The organism is Halomonas sp. ATBC28 (genome assembly GCF_005937175.1).
Classification (GTDB): domain Bacteria; phylum Pseudomonadota; class Gammaproteobacteria; order Pseudomonadales; family Halomonadaceae; genus Vreelandella; species Vreelandella titanicae.
Genome location: NZ_VCQL01000002.1, coordinates 282,326 through 297,397 on the forward strand (window position 1 = coordinate 282,326; position 15,072 = coordinate 297,397).

At 51.6% G+C, this 15,072-nt stretch carries 13 protein-coding genes; 10 read left to right on the top strand and 3 right to left on the bottom strand.

Going from position 1 to position 15,072, the window contains the following annotated elements:
- Positions 1-91 precede the first annotated feature (91 nt).
- The 3 genes from E0L35_RS03335 (at position 92) to E0L35_RS03345 (ending at position 3,908) form a co-directional block, all read left to right on the top strand.
- The gene (locus E0L35_RS03335) at positions 92-1,096 is read left to right on the top strand and encodes a transporter (protein WP_009286253.1); all 1,005 of its coding nucleotides are present in this window, start codon (positions 92-94) and stop codon (positions 1,094-1,096) included.
- 31 nt (positions 1,097-1,127) lie between these two features.
- Positions 1,128-2,186: a hypothetical protein gene (locus E0L35_RS03340; protein ID WP_009286254.1), complete on the top strand. Its 1,059-nt coding sequence runs from the start codon at positions 1,128-1,130 to the stop codon at positions 2,184-2,186.
- A 264-nt stretch (positions 2,187-2,450) separates the two neighbouring features.
- Positions 2,451-3,908 carry a benzaldehyde dehydrogenase gene (locus tag E0L35_RS03345; protein ID WP_166650375.1) on the top strand — a complete coding sequence of 486 codons (1,458 nt, stop codon included), beginning with the start codon at positions 2,451-2,453 and terminating at the stop codon, positions 3,906-3,908.
- A gap of 83 nt (positions 3,909-3,991) precedes the next feature.
- On the opposite strand, the gene E0L35_RS03350 is transcribed toward E0L35_RS03345, so the two are convergent.
- On the bottom strand, positions 3,992-4,771 hold the full coding sequence (locus E0L35_RS03350) for an IclR family transcriptional regulator C-terminal domain-containing protein (protein WP_133731767.1): 780 nt from the start codon (positions 4,769-4,771) through the stop codon (positions 3,992-3,994).
- 336 nt (positions 4,772-5,107) lie between these two features.
- Between E0L35_RS03350 and E0L35_RS03355 the strand changes: the two genes are divergently transcribed.
- The 7 genes from E0L35_RS03355 to E0L35_RS03385 all read left to right on the top strand — a co-directional run bounded on the left by E0L35_RS03355 (position 5,108) and on the right by E0L35_RS03385 (position 11,804).
- Positions 5,108-6,127 carry a cupin domain-containing protein gene (locus tag E0L35_RS03355; RefSeq protein ID WP_009286263.1) on the top strand — a complete coding sequence of 340 codons (1,020 nt, stop codon included), beginning with the start codon at positions 5,108-5,110 and terminating at the stop codon, positions 6,125-6,127.
- A gap of 30 nt (positions 6,128-6,157) precedes the next feature.
- A complete protein-coding gene (locus tag E0L35_RS03360) occupies positions 6,158-7,015 on the top strand; it encodes a fumarylacetoacetate hydrolase family protein (RefSeq protein ID WP_035581672.1) in 858 nt (285 codons plus the stop codon).
- Positions 7,012-8,187: a 3-hydroxybenzoate 6-monooxygenase gene (locus tag E0L35_RS03365; RefSeq protein ID WP_009286264.1), complete on the top strand. Its 1,176-nt coding sequence runs from the start codon at positions 7,012-7,014 to the stop codon at positions 8,185-8,187. Before E0L35_RS03360 ends, E0L35_RS03365 begins: the two co-directional genes overlap by 4 nt.
- A gap of 170 nt (positions 8,188-8,357) precedes the next feature.
- Positions 8,358-9,359: a TRAP transporter substrate-binding protein gene (locus E0L35_RS03370; protein ID WP_009286265.1), complete on the top strand. Its 1,002-nt coding sequence runs from the start codon at positions 8,358-8,360 to the stop codon at positions 9,357-9,359.
- 48 nt (positions 9,360-9,407) lie between these two features.
- Positions 9,408-9,926, top strand: coding sequence for a TRAP transporter small permease (locus E0L35_RS03375; protein ID WP_035581674.1), 519 nt, complete (start codon positions 9,408-9,410; stop codon positions 9,924-9,926).
- A gap of 4 nt (positions 9,927-9,930) precedes the next feature.
- Entirely contained in the window at positions 9,931-11,190 is a 1,260-nt protein-coding gene (locus tag E0L35_RS03380) for a TRAP transporter large permease (RefSeq protein ID WP_138799589.1), read from the top strand.
- A 140-nt stretch (positions 11,191-11,330) separates the two neighbouring features.
- Positions 11,331-11,804, top strand: a complete 474-nt coding sequence (locus E0L35_RS03385; RefSeq protein ID WP_138799590.1) for a MarR family transcriptional regulator — start codon at positions 11,331-11,333, stop codon at positions 11,802-11,804.
- A 219-nt stretch (positions 11,805-12,023) separates the two neighbouring features.
- Here the strand turns inward: E0L35_RS03385 and ltrA are convergent, their stop codons facing one another.
- Both ltrA and pobA read right to left on the bottom strand, forming a co-directional pair.
- A complete protein-coding gene (gene ltrA, locus E0L35_RS03390) occupies positions 12,024-13,385 on the bottom strand; it encodes a group II intron reverse transcriptase/maturase (RefSeq protein WP_138799627.1) in 1,362 nt (453 codons plus the stop codon).
- A gap of 447 nt (positions 13,386-13,832) precedes the next feature.
- The gene (pobA, locus tag E0L35_RS03395; RefSeq protein ID WP_039857751.1) at positions 13,833-15,017 is read right to left on the bottom strand and encodes a 4-hydroxybenzoate 3-monooxygenase; all 1,185 of its coding nucleotides are present in this window, start codon (positions 15,015-15,017) and stop codon (positions 13,833-13,835) included.
- Positions 15,018-15,072 lie beyond the last annotated feature (55 nt).

Below are 15,072 nucleotides of genomic sequence, written 5' to 3' on the forward strand. Positions count from 1 at the left end.
TTTCTCTCCTAAAGTCAGGTGCAACAGAGGCATTAGGCCTCTGCATTAAAACTTAAACACCCAAAAACACTATAACAACAGGCCTTGATGTATGAATAAAGCTCCCATGTACGCACGTGCAATAATATCGTCGTCTCTATTTGCCCTGGTATGTTCTTCTGCCTTGGCGGCAAATGGTCCACCCCCACCTGCCGTTAGTCAGCCAGGTGGCATAAACCTTGGTAATACCAGTTTCTATGACGGCTTCGCTGGGCCGCCTGGACTTAATCACAATATTTACTTACAGCACAGTAGAGCAACGTCTTTCCGCGATAACGATGGCAATGATAATAAGGTTTTTGATAACCCAGAGTTCAGTGCCACCACTTTAGTAAATCAATTTACTTACTACTCACCAAAAACAATTGGGAGAGGAGGGCATTTAGGCTGGAGCATCATTCTACCAATCGTTTCACTCGATGCTGATTTTGGGGCTAAAGGCCCTCAATTAAAAGACAACGGCACAGGTTTTGGAGATATATCTCTTGGCCCAATGGTTCAGTTTGATCCAATAGTCGACGCTCAGGGACGGCCTACGTTCGTTCAGCGTTTGGCGCTTGATGTTTCGTTGCCTATAGGTGAATACGATGAGACTAAAGACTTTAATCCCGGTTCAAATTTTTACTCGATAAACCCTTATTGGGCGGCAACGTGGATGCCTGCTGAGCGTTGGGAAATGAGCTGGAGGCTGCATTATTTATACAACTTCAAAAACAGCGATCCTGCCAGCAGTACCTACCAGCTGTTCAATGGTGATCCAGTTCGCGATACCCAAGCAGGCCAAGCCGCCTGGTCAAACTTCGCCGCCTCTTATGAAGTCATTCCGAACGTGTCAGTTGGCTTAAATGGATACTACTTTAAGCAACTGGAGGACGACAAAGTCAATGGACAACGTCTTGAAGATTCGCGAGAGGAGGTATTAGGCATTGGACCAGGGCTATTGTGGAAAAACACCAAAGGGCCATGGCTTTGGTTCAACGTATATCACGAGACAGAAGTCGAAAATCGCGCAAAAAACGACTTCTCAGTCCAAGCGCGCTTAGCGTATCCACTTTAATTAAAATGAATCTACCACGAGGTGTAAAGCTATGAATAAGCCAAAAAAATGGATCGCAGATAAGATCGAGAGCCTCGATCCCTATAAAGATTACATCGAAATATGGAGACTTTCAAGCAGTTATCGATTGAATGACTTCATGCAAAATTTTATTTATGCATTGACCTTCCCCAACTTTATCGTAACGGACTGGGGGTCAAAAGCTGTCTGGCGTGAAGATGGAGGGAAAGTACTTCACCAATCCACCTCGCGGGTTGAGCAGACGGGCAGTGCCAATGCTCTTTGGTGGTTCTATGGCCCTAACGATGAGAGAACTCTCAAATCTATTGAGAGTATAAATAAGCTTCATGTTTATTGGGCCAAAAAGTACCCTGGCGCATTCTCCTATAATGAAGATTACATCTATACGTTGGCGTTTTCTGCAACCACAATGCATCGCCTAAAACTGAAGATGGGGGCCCCTGGTATATCTGAAAAAGAGAAAATAGCGGCTCACCTTTTTTGGCGTGACATGTCTAAACTTTTTTATGCAGAAAACGGTCAACCCATCACAGGCTATCCAAATAGTTTTGAAGAGCTAGTAGAGTTCTGTGAGCAGTATGAAAACACTCCTAGGCCGACACCCGAGCGAGCCAACTTGGTAGCTAATGCTATCTATGAGCAGTTTGTTTTCAGGTTTTTTCCACCCCCGCTTCACTGGTTTGGCCATCAGCTAATTAGGGCCATGTCGCTACCCACTACGCTAAAAACGCTCGGTATCGACCCACCCGACCCAATGGCTGCGGAGATTCTCCCGAAGCTTATGGGCTATATTTTCTGGCAGATGGAAGAAAACGCTGACGACCCAACCGAAAGCTATATCGAAGAAAGATTGCGGATGTCAAGCGAAGAGAAAAAAAGTATTCGGAGCGAGATAAAGGATCTGGATGGACGCTTTCCTGAACACTTTGCTCAACAATATAAGGACGACCCCAAATTTATTGGCTGTCCATACCATGCAGCCCTGGAGGCAGCAGCTTCTAGTAAAAAAAGTAACAGTGAAGATAATTTTGTTGACGAATTAGAGAAGAAGGCAGGGGCTTTAGACTAGGAGACTTCGGGGGCAATGAAGCATAAGTAGAACTTAGAATAAGATATTGTTGCTGACTTGCCCCTTATCCCAGTAAAACAATGATTTTTTGCGGCAGCCACAAACACGTAGTACAGAAACACCAAATAATATTTCGTCTACCTTTCTCCTCAATTGGCCTACTTCCTAGAACAGTTATATTTCCACATCAGCATAACAGTTGTTTCCGAATTAAAGCCATCTCAGTTAGTCATTACACTCGCAAATACAATAAGGAATATTTACATGAATGAGACTTCACCCATCTGGAAAGACAAAATTTACCTGGGACAGTGGCAAACTGCTGAAGGGCCTCAGGCTGCCGTAATTGGACCCGCCACCGGCGAAGTCCTCGCTAAAGTTCAGACGGCTACTCCCGTAGACGTAGGTCGCGCTGCACTTATCGCTAACTCAGCTCAGCAACATTGGGCCACGTTACCTTTCGATCAAAAAGCAGAGATCCTACGCCGGGCCGCCGCCCTGCTCAAAGAGCGGGCCGAAGAAATCAATCGCTGGAATATTCGTGAGTGCGGCTCTACAGCAGCCAAGGCTGAATGGGAACTGCAGGTTACCTATGAACAGGCCCAGATGGCCGCAGCACTCCCCATGCAACCCAACGGACAGATCTTCCCTTCTAGCATGCCAGGTCGTCGCAATTACTGGAAGCGGGTACCCATTGGCACAGTGGGGGTTATAGCTCCTTGGAACTTCCCCATCCTCTTAGCCATGCGCTCTGTCTTTCCTGCCTTAGCCATGGGCAACTGTGTGATCCTGAAGCCAGCCCCAATGAGCGCTATCTGTGGAGGTGCTTTGATGGCCGAGGTTCTAGAAGCAGCTGGCTTGCCGGAGGGCGTGTTCCACGTACTACCAGGTGGGCCCGAGGTGGGTGAGGCGTTGGTTCAACACTCGGATGTCGGCATGATCTCCTTTACGGGCTCTACCGCCGTTGGCGAGAAAATTGGCGAAACCTGCGGGCGTATGCTCAAGAAATGTGCCCTTGAGCTTGGTGGCAATAATGCAATGGTGGTTTTAGAAGATGCCGACTTGGAGGCTGCCTCCTCTTCCGCGGCTTGGGGGGCTTTCCTCCACCAGGGTCAAATCTGCATGCAGGCAGGACGGCACTTAGTGCACCGTTCAGTGGCGGACAAGTACATGAACAAACTCGCCGAGCGGGCCACGCGCTTAGTCACGGGTGATCCTTGGAAACAGCAGGTACACCTCGGCCCGTTGATCAACGAGACCCAAGCGCGCCGCGTTGAAGAGATTGTGAACCGCTCTGTGGCCATGGGTGCTAACGTTGTCGCTGGCGGTAAACGCGATGGCAACTTCTTTGAAGCCACGGTTCTTAGCGGCGTGACGCCAGAAATGCCTGCCTTTGGCGAGGAGATTTTCGGTCCAGTGGCGCCGATAACACTCTTCGATAGTGACGAAGAAGCCATCGCCCTGGTCAACGCCTCGCCCTACGGACTCGCCGCTGCCATTCATTCTGCCTCCACGGAACGTGCCCAACGCTTCGCCGAGCGCATCCGCGTGGGGATGGTGCATATCAACGATCAGACTGTGAATAACGAATTCCAGGTACCCTTCGGTGGCATGGGCCGCTCAGGTACCAGCGGTCGCTTCGGTGGCCCCGCAAACCTGGATGAGTTCACCACCACCCAATGGGTCAGTGTGATGGAGCAAGGTATCCAGTATCCCTTCTAGCGCTCAATGAATTAAGCATTTGCGATTGACAAAAAGCCCTGTGCTGCGAAAGCAGGCACGGGGCAAAATAGATGGCGTCTTCATCACTGCTGCAATTGAGCCAAGTGCTGCATTTTACGGGTCATTTCTTGACCTGCTGCTGCTACAACGGGCATCAAAAAAGAGGTTACTTCCTCTGTTGCGACGGTTATCGGTAAGACGAGGCTAACACTTCCAAGAACTCGCTTGTCGTCATAAATAGGGGCTGAAATCCCAGAGGCACTTGTTCCAAGCTCACCTGCCGTGATAATAGCAGGCTGGCTTCTAAGCTCTCGAAGGCTTCGCTTGACCTCTGTCCAATTGGCGCCAAGGCCAAACTGGTTGAATTTATCAGGAGCGTGGTTGAAGTAGGCTCTAGCTTGGCGTAAGGGTAAGTTGGCCAGAATCACTTTTGATGCAGCGCCTTGATATAAAGGTCGCGGCTGGCCACGCTCATAGCTAATCTCATGGTGCTGATAAGTCTCGAATTCCTCATGCACACACATTACTTGGCCGCGGAAGTAGCGGCAAAGAATGGCGATACTGGCAGAAGGTGCCGTGCTGAGCATTTCTCGCATAATACTTCTCGCCGCATGAATCATTGGATCGCCAATCCTTAGTTTACGGTCCAGCTCAATTATCGCCGGGCCAAGTACATACCTCCCTGTCGTATAGGCTGAAATATAACCGGCCGAGGCAAGCGTTCTAAAGTAACGGTAGGTCTGGCTGGCCGAAATCCCCAAGTGTATAGACGCCTCATCGACCGACCACTCCCCTTTTTCTTCATCAGCGAACAGGGAAAGTAATCGCAGCAGCCGTTCCTGAGAATTCTCTTTCAAAGCCACCTCAACATTTCCAGTCTGTTAATAGCGCCCTTAAACCACTGCGCGCATCTTTTGCAAAGCTCACTAGGGGCTTACAGCAATAACTGACTGTCACACATGACCATCAGTTGCCTCAATACGCTGTGATTGCTTAAAAAAATTTTTGAGCGCCCAGCACCATAGCCTGTATCAAAGCCTCCAGAAGATAATACTTTTGTCGCAAATACATATTTTTGCCTTGACCCCAACCGCATAAAAAGCAAAATTATCACAATACGAAAAAAATTGTTTTATTTACGGCAGAGACAATAATTGCTGATCCTTACAAACACATCAGCTGAATCTTAAGGAGGAGCTATGACCGATACAGCATTTAAAGAATTAATCTCCAAAGACAACATGGCGCCACTATGGGAGGTGCTGCGAGGTTTGACACCACGTGAGCCTAAACAGGTACTGGAGCCCGTTATCTGGCGTGATAAAACGATTCGCAAGAACATGGAGATGGCTTGTGAAGCCATTTCAGCTGAGGATGCCGAGCGTCGCGTCCTGGTGCTGGAAAACCCAAAGCTACGCGGTAAATCCTTGGTAACCACCTCACTATACGCAGGCATTCAGATGATTCTGCCTGGCGAGGTCGCGCCAAGTCATCGGCATACGGCTTCGGCCTTGCGCCTGATTCTCAGCGGCGAAGGTGGCTTCACTAATGTGGACGGTGAAAAAGTAATGATGCGCCCTGGTGATTTCGTGATCACACCATCCGGGGTGTTCCACGACCATGGCGCCGAGGGCAGCGACCCGGTGATGTGGCTGGATGGCCTTGATGTACCTGTCGTACAGATGCTTAACGCGGGCTTCTCTGCTGACGATCCGAACAATCGCCAGGAAGTTCGTCGACCGGCGGGCGACTCTGAAGCGCGTTATGCATCCGGGTTAACCCCAGTTGGGTATCAGGGCAGTGGCACGACGAGCCCCTTGTTCCACTACCCCTATAAGCGCACTCGGGCGGCGTTGACTCAGCTCGCTGAGAGTGGTGATTGTGATCCTGCCATTGGGCTCAAGCTGACCTTTACCAATCCCACCAATGGTGAATCACCGATCCTTACCATGGGCGCTTACATACAGCTTCTGCCACCTGGGTTTCAGGGCGTGGAGCATAGGGAAACAGATGGTGCGGTCTATTGCGTAGTGGAGGGTAGTGTCCGCGTTCACGTCGGAGATCAGGAGTGGACAGCAAATCAGCACGATGTGTTTGTGGTTCCTGGCTGGGCCTGGCGTCGCTTCAAAGCCTCCGATGAATGTGTTTTGTTCAGTTTTTCAGATCGCCCCCTTCAGGAACATTTGGGCTTTTGGAAGGGCGAGAGTAAAAAAGCCTGACAACTCCCTGATACAAAGGATAACCATTGCATGAAAATCTGCTTGTTCAATAACAATCGCCTGGGTGTCGTAGACGGTAACGAGGTATTGGACGTCTCAAGCGTCCTAACTCGTATCGGTGCCTCGGAATATCCCTATCCCCGTGGAGATCAACTGATTGCTTGCTTACCAGAATTAATGCCTGTCATAGCGGATGCCATACAATTCGCTCGGCGTTATCCTCTCAGCAAGGTGACATTGCGCTCCCCGGTTGCCAACCCCGGCAAGGTTGTCGCGGCTCCAGTCAACTACCAAGCCCACTTGGATGAGGCCATTGAGGATACCGCGACTTTCTCCCGAGCACATGTGCGAAAGATACAGGAGACAGGGCTGTTCCTCAAAGCTACAAGTTCACTGGTCGGTCCTGATGATTCTGTGTACGTCGGTCTTCCGGACCGCCGAACCGACCACGAAATCGAATTGGTTGCCATCATTGGCAAACGTGCCAAAAACGTTTTAGCAAAGGATGCGCTGTCCTACGTGGCGGGATACAGCATCGGGCTGGATATCACGATTCGTGGGCCGGAGGAGCGCAGCCTGCGTAAGTCGCTAGATTCCTACACAGTGCTGGGCCCCTGGCTGGTTACCGCCGATGAGATAGAAAACCCTCATGCATTAGCGATGACCCTAGATGTGAATGGAAAAGTGCGACAAAGCGCCAATACCAAAGATCTGATCATGGATGTAGCCGAACTTATAGAGTTTGCCTCCAAATTCTACACCCTCGAGCCCGGCGATCTGCTGTATACCGGGACACCAGAGGGGGTGGGGCCTATCCAGCCTGGTGACACCATCAATTGTGAGATTGAGCGTATTGGTAAGATCAGTGTGAACGTGGAGGCATCATGAGTACTCAGCAGCCTATTCTTATTATCGGCGGCGGGATTGGTGGCCTTGCATCAGCACTGGCCTTGTCTCGTCTCGGCATCCCAACATTGGTTATTGAGCAGGCCGATGAGTTTCGTGAAGTGGGTGCTGGTATCCAAGTAGGACCGAATGGCTTCCGCGCCCTTGATCGCCTAGGGGTATTGGCGCAGGCACGTGAACTGGCGGTGCTGCCAGATGAACTGATCATGATGGACAGCGTCAATGCCACGCCGGTCGTTGAGATCCCGGCGGGTGACTCATTCATCGAACGCTTCCAGTACCCCTATGCACTGATCCATCGTGCCGACTTACACAACGTACTGCTCAACGCGTGTCGTGCATCGAGCCAGATAGAGTTTCGAACCTCTACTAGGGTCGCCTCCTTCTCAGAGGCCAATGGCAAGATGAATGTCACCACAGCTCAGGGGGAAGTAATCTCAGGAAGTGCTTTGATAGGGGCCGATGGCCTATGGTCTAAGGTTCGAGAGAGCATTGTCGGCGATGGAGCTCCGAGGGTTTCCGGTCACATTGCCTATCGTGCGGTAATTCCTATCGAGGAAGTGCCAGAAGCCTATCGTCGGAATGCCATGATTCTGTGGGGCGGCCCCAAAAACCACCTCGTGCAGTATCCGTTACGTGGAGGAAAGCTCTTCAATCTGGTTGCCGTGTTCCATAGCGATCGCTATGTAGAAGGCTGGAATACAGAAGGAGATCCTGAGGAGCTCAAGCAGCGTTTCGCTGGAACCTGCGATACGGTTCAAGAACTGTTAGCCAAAATTGATAGCTGGCGTATGTGGGTGCTATGCGATAGAGAGCCTGTGAAAGAGTGGAGCCGTGGCCTTGCCACCCTGGTCGGAGACGCTGCTCACCCGATGTTGCAATACCTTGCCCAAGGTGCCTGCATGGCTATAGAGGATGCTGTTGTGCTAGCTGATGAGGTTGCCCGCTGCAGTGACGATATCGCCAGTGCCTTTCAGGCGTACCAGCAGCGGCGCTACCTGCGCACCGGACGCTGTCAGATTATGGCCCGTGTTCACGGTGAGTTCTATCACGCGACAGGGGTTACGGCTGAACTGCGCAATGCCATGCTCGCTTCTCGGACGCCAGAGCAGTCTTATGAAGGGCTGGCTTGGCTATATGATAAGGATATTTGACGCGCTTTTAATATAATAATTTCCTAATAAAAAGTAATAACTGTTTACAACTCTTGCAAACTACCATGCTCATAAAATTTTAGAATTCCGTTTTTGACTTATGATTTTATAAGAGCACAACTAATTTTCAGTGAGAAAGAAAAAAAACCTCTAAAAATAAGGTAAATACAATGACAAACATACTAAATACTGCCACTCGCTATCTTTGCGCGATTCCGCTAGGCCTAGCGTTAATTGCCAGCACACAAGTCGAGGCCAAAGAGTTACGCCTGGGATTAATTACTCCGCCTCAGCATATTTTGAATCAAACCGCCCAACGCCTAGCCGACACAGTGGCAGAGCGAAGTAATGGTGATTTAACCATTACCATTTTCCCATCCGGCCAGCTAGGGGATGAATCGGCCATGTTCACCCAAATGGAGACCGGACTGCTAGACATAGGGCTTATGACCGCCGCAGCTACCAGCCAGCGTGAACCAGCTTTCGTCGGCTGGTTCACTCCCTTCCTCTTTTCCAGCGTAGAAGAGGCGGCCAAGGCCACCGAGACAGACGCTGCTCAGCAGATGCTGCAGAACCTGGAGAGCAAAGGTCTGCACGCATTCGGCTATACTTTTGCGGGCATGCGCCATATTCTTATGCGCGAAAGCGCTGTTAACAGCACTGAGGATGTTAGCGGCAAAAACATCCGCATTATTCCGTTCGCAGCGATGAATACCTGGTGGCGAGCCGTTGAGGCTCGGCCCACCCCGACGAGTTTGCCGGATGTTTACCAAGGCCTCCAAAACGGTATGCTGGATGGTGTGGATATTGACCTCGATGCCTTAGTAGGTTCGGGCTTTTATGAAGTAGCGGAGCATCTAACACTGACTAGCCATATGGCGTTTCCTGAGGTAGCCATAATGGGCCAAGCATCCCGCGCTTCACTTAGCGATGCAGAACGCCAGCTAATTGATACCGCCATGGCTGAGGCACTTGCCTGGGGTACTGAGACGGAAATTGCAGCAGAAGCGAGCAACCGCACCTTGCTCGAAGACCGCATTAATGTGTATACGCTAGAAAGCGCTGAAGACGCTTTCAGCACGGCGAACCAAGCGTTCGCTGAGCGCTTTGGTGACCATCCGCTTATCCAAGCATTCCAGCAACAGTCCACCGAACTCCTTAACGCTGAATAAAACGCGTCGGGGCGCTTCTGCGCCCCGAACCAAAGAGGCGTACCCAAGATGCATTTTCCCCAAGACACCTGGCTAACCAAGGCGAGCCGACAGCTAGCCAGGGTTGAACAGCTGCTCTGCAACGTACTGATAATAGCTTTTAGCGCGTTGCTTATTGCTAATGTTTTCGCACGATACGTACTCAACAGCCCACTTTTTTTTGCCAATGAGCTAGCCGTCTATATTCTGATTTGGATGGCGTTTCTCGCCATCTCTATCGCCATACATAACGACCAGCACGTACGTTTGACCATGCTGATTGCGATACTGCCTAAAGCGGCTCAGCGCGTTTGCTATTGGCTTACCGAGCTGATCTGCCTGGCGATAATGGTTACTGTCCTGTGGTACGCCATCGCTTGGCTGCGGTCACCTTCGATCCACTACGATATCGCTATTACGCTCGATTGGCCCAAGTGGCACTTCTATCTCATCGTGCCGCTTTTCTGCGTCACATCGATTTTTCACCTCGTCGCTAGGCTTTTTGATCGCTCGCGAGCGAGTTTCGTCCTAGCCAACGACGAGGAGTAACCCTATGACGCTTGCGGCTTTTATTGTGTTAATGCTACTTGGAATGCCAATTGCCTTTGTCCTCTTGGCTTCAACACTTACCTTCGTGATCACTTCCGGTAACTACCGTCTATTTGAAAACCTACCCCAGGTTATTTTTGGCTCGCTAGAGGTATTTGATCTGCTGGCGATTCCCTTATTTATCCTGTTGGGCGAAATCATGAATGAGGGTGGTATTACACGTCGCATTATCACCGCCACACGTGCCTGGTTTGCGTGGATTCCTCACGGCATTGCCTATGTATCCCTCACCTCGAACTTGATGCTTGCCTCTATTATGGGTTCAGCGACGGCACAGATCGCTATTATGAGCCGAGTAATGACTCCCGAATTGGAGCGTGATGGTTACGACAAGGGGTTCGCCGCGGCGTTGACGGCAGGTGCTGGCCTGCTGGGGCCGATTATTCCGCCGTCAATGGTGTTTATTATCTATGGCGTCATTGCTCAAGTGTCGATTGGTGCCATGTTCATGGGGGGCATTCTTCCTGGGCTACTGCTGTTTATACTGATCAGCGGCTTGATCACAATCATGGCGCGCCGTGCGCGTAAGAAAGGAAGCGTTGATCAGGAACGCACACCGCTATGGCGTGCGACTCGTGGCGCACTGCTCACACTTAGCATTCCCATCGTCATTGTGGGCGGTATCGCATTTGGCATAGTGACGCCGACTGAATCCGCGGCGGCTGCGACGCTAATGGCGGTGGTGATAGGCGCCCTCTTCTTTCAAGAGCTTAAGTGGGGGCAATTACCTGGTGTTTTAAGCCGAACAGCACGCAACACCGCCATTGTGCTATTTCTGATTGTCGCTGCGAAAGCCTTTGGTTGGGTACTGGTGTACAACCAGATACCTCAACAAGTAGCCGGGCTAATGCAAGGCACCACCGAAAGCCCGCTGGTATTTATGCTTCTGGTGTTTGTGATGCTGATGGTAGTAGGCATGGTGCTTGATGGGATCGCTGCGCTGATCATCCTAGTGCCTATTTTGCTCCCGGTGGCGCAGCAAAGTTATGGTATTGATCCCATCCATTTTGGCATCGTCACCTGTATGACACTGAGCTTGGGGCTGTTAACCCCCCCGGTGGGTGCAGGGCTCTATGTTGCCTCCGCTATCAGCAACGTTAGCTTGCCCCGCATTACGAAGTGGATCTTGCCTTTCATAATAGCGGCTTGCCTCGTCATTTTGGCGGTCATCTTTAATCCCTGGCTCGTTAACGTTTTCCGTTAACTCTAGCCGCTACCTCCGGCTTACTCTTTATCGATGTGGGGCACTGGCTAGTATCATGCTGGCCAGTGCTCCCATCCAGTGCCTATTACAGAAACTTCTGCTATGGTCACAGCGTATTTTCCCCTTTTATAAGACTCCACATGACTCGATCACCGCTATCTGAAGCTTTTGACTTACCTGGCAATCTTTTAAGACGCTGCCACCAAATTAGCGTGGCTATTTTTCTGCGTAAGTGCGAAGCGTTCAACCTTACCCAACTGCAATATATAATCCTTTCTGCACTTGAAGAGATGGGAGCAAGTGACCAAATCTCCTTAGGTGGCTATACGGCATTGGATCGCAATACCATCGCTGTCGTAGTACGAAAATTAGAGGAGCGCGGGCTCATTACCCGGCACCGCAACCCTGAAGATCGTCGTTCGATGGTTGTGAAGCTTACCAAGGAAGGAGAGACGTTACGAGAAGCCGTAGAGCCTGCTGTTGAAGAGGTGCAAAGTGATATCCTGGCGCCGCTTAACGCCGAAGAGCAACAGATATTGCTTTCTCTGCTGCAAAAGATCGCTAACGGTAATAACCATTTAAGCCGTGTGCCAGTGCGCTTAAACGAAAGATAGTACTGTTATCTGTAGCGGAACCTACGCCTCCCATAACTTCCACTTTGGTTATTAAGAAGCTCCCGAGAATGTCTTTATTACCGGACATGAAAGCGTGGAGAACTTTACAACTTTTCATGACATTTAAGCATCGGCATAGGGGCGGTCAGCATGGCTGACCGGTCCCCTGCCACACCACCCGGCATGCGGGTCCGCACCGGGCGGTTCGAGAAGTTAAGGTTATGAGAGACGGGGCACGCCCAGCCGATCAAAGTAGGCCACCGTTAATACATGATGGACTCCCGACAGACTGTTGTGCCACCAGCGACGACTCAACGCCGCCACCGATTGTGCTACCCTCGGCGTAGCGCCAAGACGCATCAGCTCACGATAAATCGTCTTACCCCGACGCCATTGCTTAAGGTGCAAAGCTCTTAACCGTCGTCGTATCCACCCGTCCAGCGACCGCCAGATACGAGGTGTTTGCGACAGCTTAAAGTAGCCTTGCCAGCCTAAAAGGTAGCGTCGTAGATAGGCGACGACCTGTGAGATACTGCGTCCGCCATTTCGGCGTGTCAGTTGCCTAATCCGCTGTTTAAATGCCCCCAACGCTTTTGCTGATATACCACGTCGGACATCTCCACCCTTAGCTTCCCATAGGGCGTAGCCCAGGAACTTGCGGCCAAACACGCTGGTGACCGCACTTTTGGACTCATTGATCGTCAAGCGCAGCTTACTGTAACAGCGACGTAGCAAAGCCATGACTCGCTCCCCTGCTTTCTGACTACGCACGTAAACGTTGCAGTCGTCGGCATAGCGAGCAAAGTGGTGTCCGCGACGTTCCAGTGTGCGATCCACCTCATCCAGCAGGATATTGGCCAGTAGCGGCGATAATGGGCCACCCTGCGGTGTCCCCTCATGCCGATAAATGACCACCCCTCCCTCCATTATTCCCGCATTCAAATACGCACGAACCAGATGGATAACACGATTATCCTGAATGCGTTTCCTCAGGCGGTCTATCAGGATGTCATGATTGACTCGGTCAAAGAATCGAGACAAGTCAACATCGACAACGGTGTGGTAACCCTGTTGGGCGAAGCTCTGAGCAGCTAGTACGGCATCATGGGCACGGCGGCCCGGACGGAAGCCGTAGCTGTGCTCGCTAAAAGTAGGATCGATCAGCGGTTGTAGAACTTGCAGCAGTGCCTGTTGGATAAGACGGTCAGTCACGGTGGGTATCCCCAGTTCTCGTTCTCTTCCATCTGGCTTCGGAATAGCCACTCGGCGGACAGGCTGAGGATAATATCGACTTGCAAGAAGCTGCTGTCGAATATCGGGCCAGGCCCACCTTAGGTGCTCGGCGGTCTGAGCAATATCCAGACCATCGATGCCTGCTGCTCCCTTGTTGGCACGCACGCGCTTCCATGCACGTAGCATGTTCTCTCTTGCGAAGGCCCGCTCAAGCAGACCTTGCCCTGCGTCCTCCGGCACTTGTCGCGGGAGGCCAGTTTCATCGCTGGAGCAGGACGACAAGGCTTCACCTTGGCATGCCTTCTCCCGCCCCGCAGTCGCGGGCATCTGATGCGTTACTGATCTCATCGACAAGACGTTTGACGCTCCTTCTCGTTCGGCCCTTTGCTCCAAAAAAAAAAACGAGGAGCTACTACGGCCTCTGCTGACTTCTCGCTCCGTGGGGTCACGTTGCCCTTTCAGGCATAAGGCGAGATCTCCCCGGGTAAGAACACACTCCTTCACCGCACAACCGCCGGATATACGCTACGTCGCCTTGGCCACAAGAGCTTCGCGGCTTCTTGCCCGCTCGCCCTGCTTGGCAGCGCCTCCTATCCGGTTCTTGTTCATCGGCTCGCGGTTTACGCTCCACGCTTCCTTCCCACGGTTGGTCACCCTTCCGCAGTTGCGCTTCGCTTCGTTCGCTGTGGCCAGCTTACGGGAGGACTTGCACCTCCAGGAGTGCGCCCGTGCCGGGCGCACAAAAAAGCCCAAGCAGACGCTTGGGCAATGAGGAAAATGAGAAAGGGCTAAACGCTACTCAAGCGATTCATAGGGCAAGCCAACATAGTTTTCTGCAATGGTGGTTAGCCCCGCTTTAGAGCTAGTCACGTAATCCAACTCGGCCAGCTGCATGCGGCTGTTAAAATCTTCTTCATCTGAGAAGTTATGCAACATGGAGGTCATCCACCAGGAGAAACGCTCGGCTTTCCAGATGCGTTTCAGACACGTTTGCGAGTAGCGCTCGATCAGATCTGTACGGCCTTCTTGGTAGACCTTCATCATTAACCGGTAAAGCGTATTGACATCGCTGGCAGCCAAGTTCAGCCCTTTGGCACCAGTGGGCGGCACGATATGCGCCGCATCGCCGACCAGAAACAGCCGCCCGTACTGCATGGGTTCAACCACATAGCTTCGCAGCGGCGCGATGCTCTTCTCAATCGAAGGCCCAGTCTCCAGCTTTGCGGCAACGTCGTCAGGCAGGCGGTGCTTCAGCTCTTGCCAAAACCGCTCATCTGACCAGTTTTCAACTTTTTCATCTAACGGCACTTGCAGGTAGTAACGGCTGCGGGTGGCGGAGCGCATGCTACACAGACTAAAGCCGCGCTCATGGCGCGCGTAGATCAGCTCATCAGAGACCGGGGGCGTGTCCGAGAGAACCCCCAACCAGCCAAACGGATAGACCTTTTCAAACTCTTTAATACGCTCTTGAGGAATCGATTGGCGGGATACACCATGGTAGCCATCACAACCGGCAATGTAATCGCAATCGAGCCTGACCGTTTCGCCGTTGTGCTCAAAGGTGAGATAGGGGCTGTCACTCTCCAGATCGTGGGGCTGAACGTTTTCTGCTTCATAAAGTGTTGTTGCACCGTTAGCTTCACGAGCCTCCATTAAATCCCGCGTTACCTCGGTTTGACCGTAAATCATGACTTTACTGCCACCGGTCAGCTCATCCAGAGCGACACGCACGCGGCGGTTGTCGAAGGCAAGCTCAAAACCATCATGGGGTAAGCCCTCTTCATCCATCCGCTGGTCAACCCCCGCTTCGCGCAGTAGGTCCACCATGCCCTGCTCAAGCACACCGGCGCGAATACGGCTTAATACATACTCTCCGCTACGCCGCTCAACAATCACGTTATCAATGCCTTGGCGGTGTAGTAGCTGGCCCAGCAATAGGCCAGAGGGGCCTGCGCCAATTATCGCGACCTGGGTTTTCATAGGGGCCTCATCGTTGTCATTATATAAATGCTTGTTACTTGTATTTTTCAATGAA

Bases quoted from the DNA above. Each gene is read 5' to 3' on its own strand.
- ltrA (WP_138799627.1), bottom strand. From the start codon at position 13,385: ATGAGATCAGTAACGCATCAGATGCCCGCGACTGCGGGGCGGGAGAAG.
- E0L35_RS03335 (WP_009286253.1), top strand. From the start codon at position 92: ATGAATAAAGCTCCCATGTACGCACGTGCAATAATATCGTCGTCTCTA.
- E0L35_RS03360 (WP_035581672.1), top strand. From the start codon at position 6,158: ATGAAAATCTGCTTGTTCAATAACAATCGCCTGGGTGTCGTAGACGGT.
- E0L35_RS03380 (WP_138799589.1), top strand. From the start codon at position 9,931: ATGACGCTTGCGGCTTTTATTGTGTTAATGCTACTTGGAATGCCAATT.
- E0L35_RS03385 (WP_138799590.1), top strand. From the start codon at position 11,331: ATGACTCGATCACCGCTATCTGAAGCTTTTGACTTACCTGGCAATCTT.
- E0L35_RS03365 (WP_009286264.1), top strand. From the start codon at position 7,012: ATGAGTACTCAGCAGCCTATTCTTATTATCGGCGGCGGGATTGGTGGC.
- E0L35_RS03355 (WP_009286263.1), top strand. From the start codon at position 5,108: ATGACCGATACAGCATTTAAAGAATTAATCTCCAAAGACAACATGGCG.
- pobA (WP_039857751.1), bottom strand. From the start codon at position 15,017: ATGAAAACCCAGGTCGCGATAATTGGCGCAGGCCCCTCTGGCCTATTG.
- E0L35_RS03375 (WP_035581674.1), top strand. From the start codon at position 9,408: ATGCATTTTCCCCAAGACACCTGGCTAACCAAGGCGAGCCGACAGCTA.
- E0L35_RS03370 (WP_009286265.1), top strand. From the start codon at position 8,358: ATGACAAACATACTAAATACTGCCACTCGCTATCTTTGCGCGATTCCG.
- E0L35_RS03345 (WP_166650375.1), top strand. From the start codon at position 2,451: ATGAATGAGACTTCACCCATCTGGAAAGACAAAATTTACCTGGGACAG.
- E0L35_RS03340 (WP_009286254.1), top strand. From the start codon at position 1,128: ATGAATAAGCCAAAAAAATGGATCGCAGATAAGATCGAGAGCCTCGAT.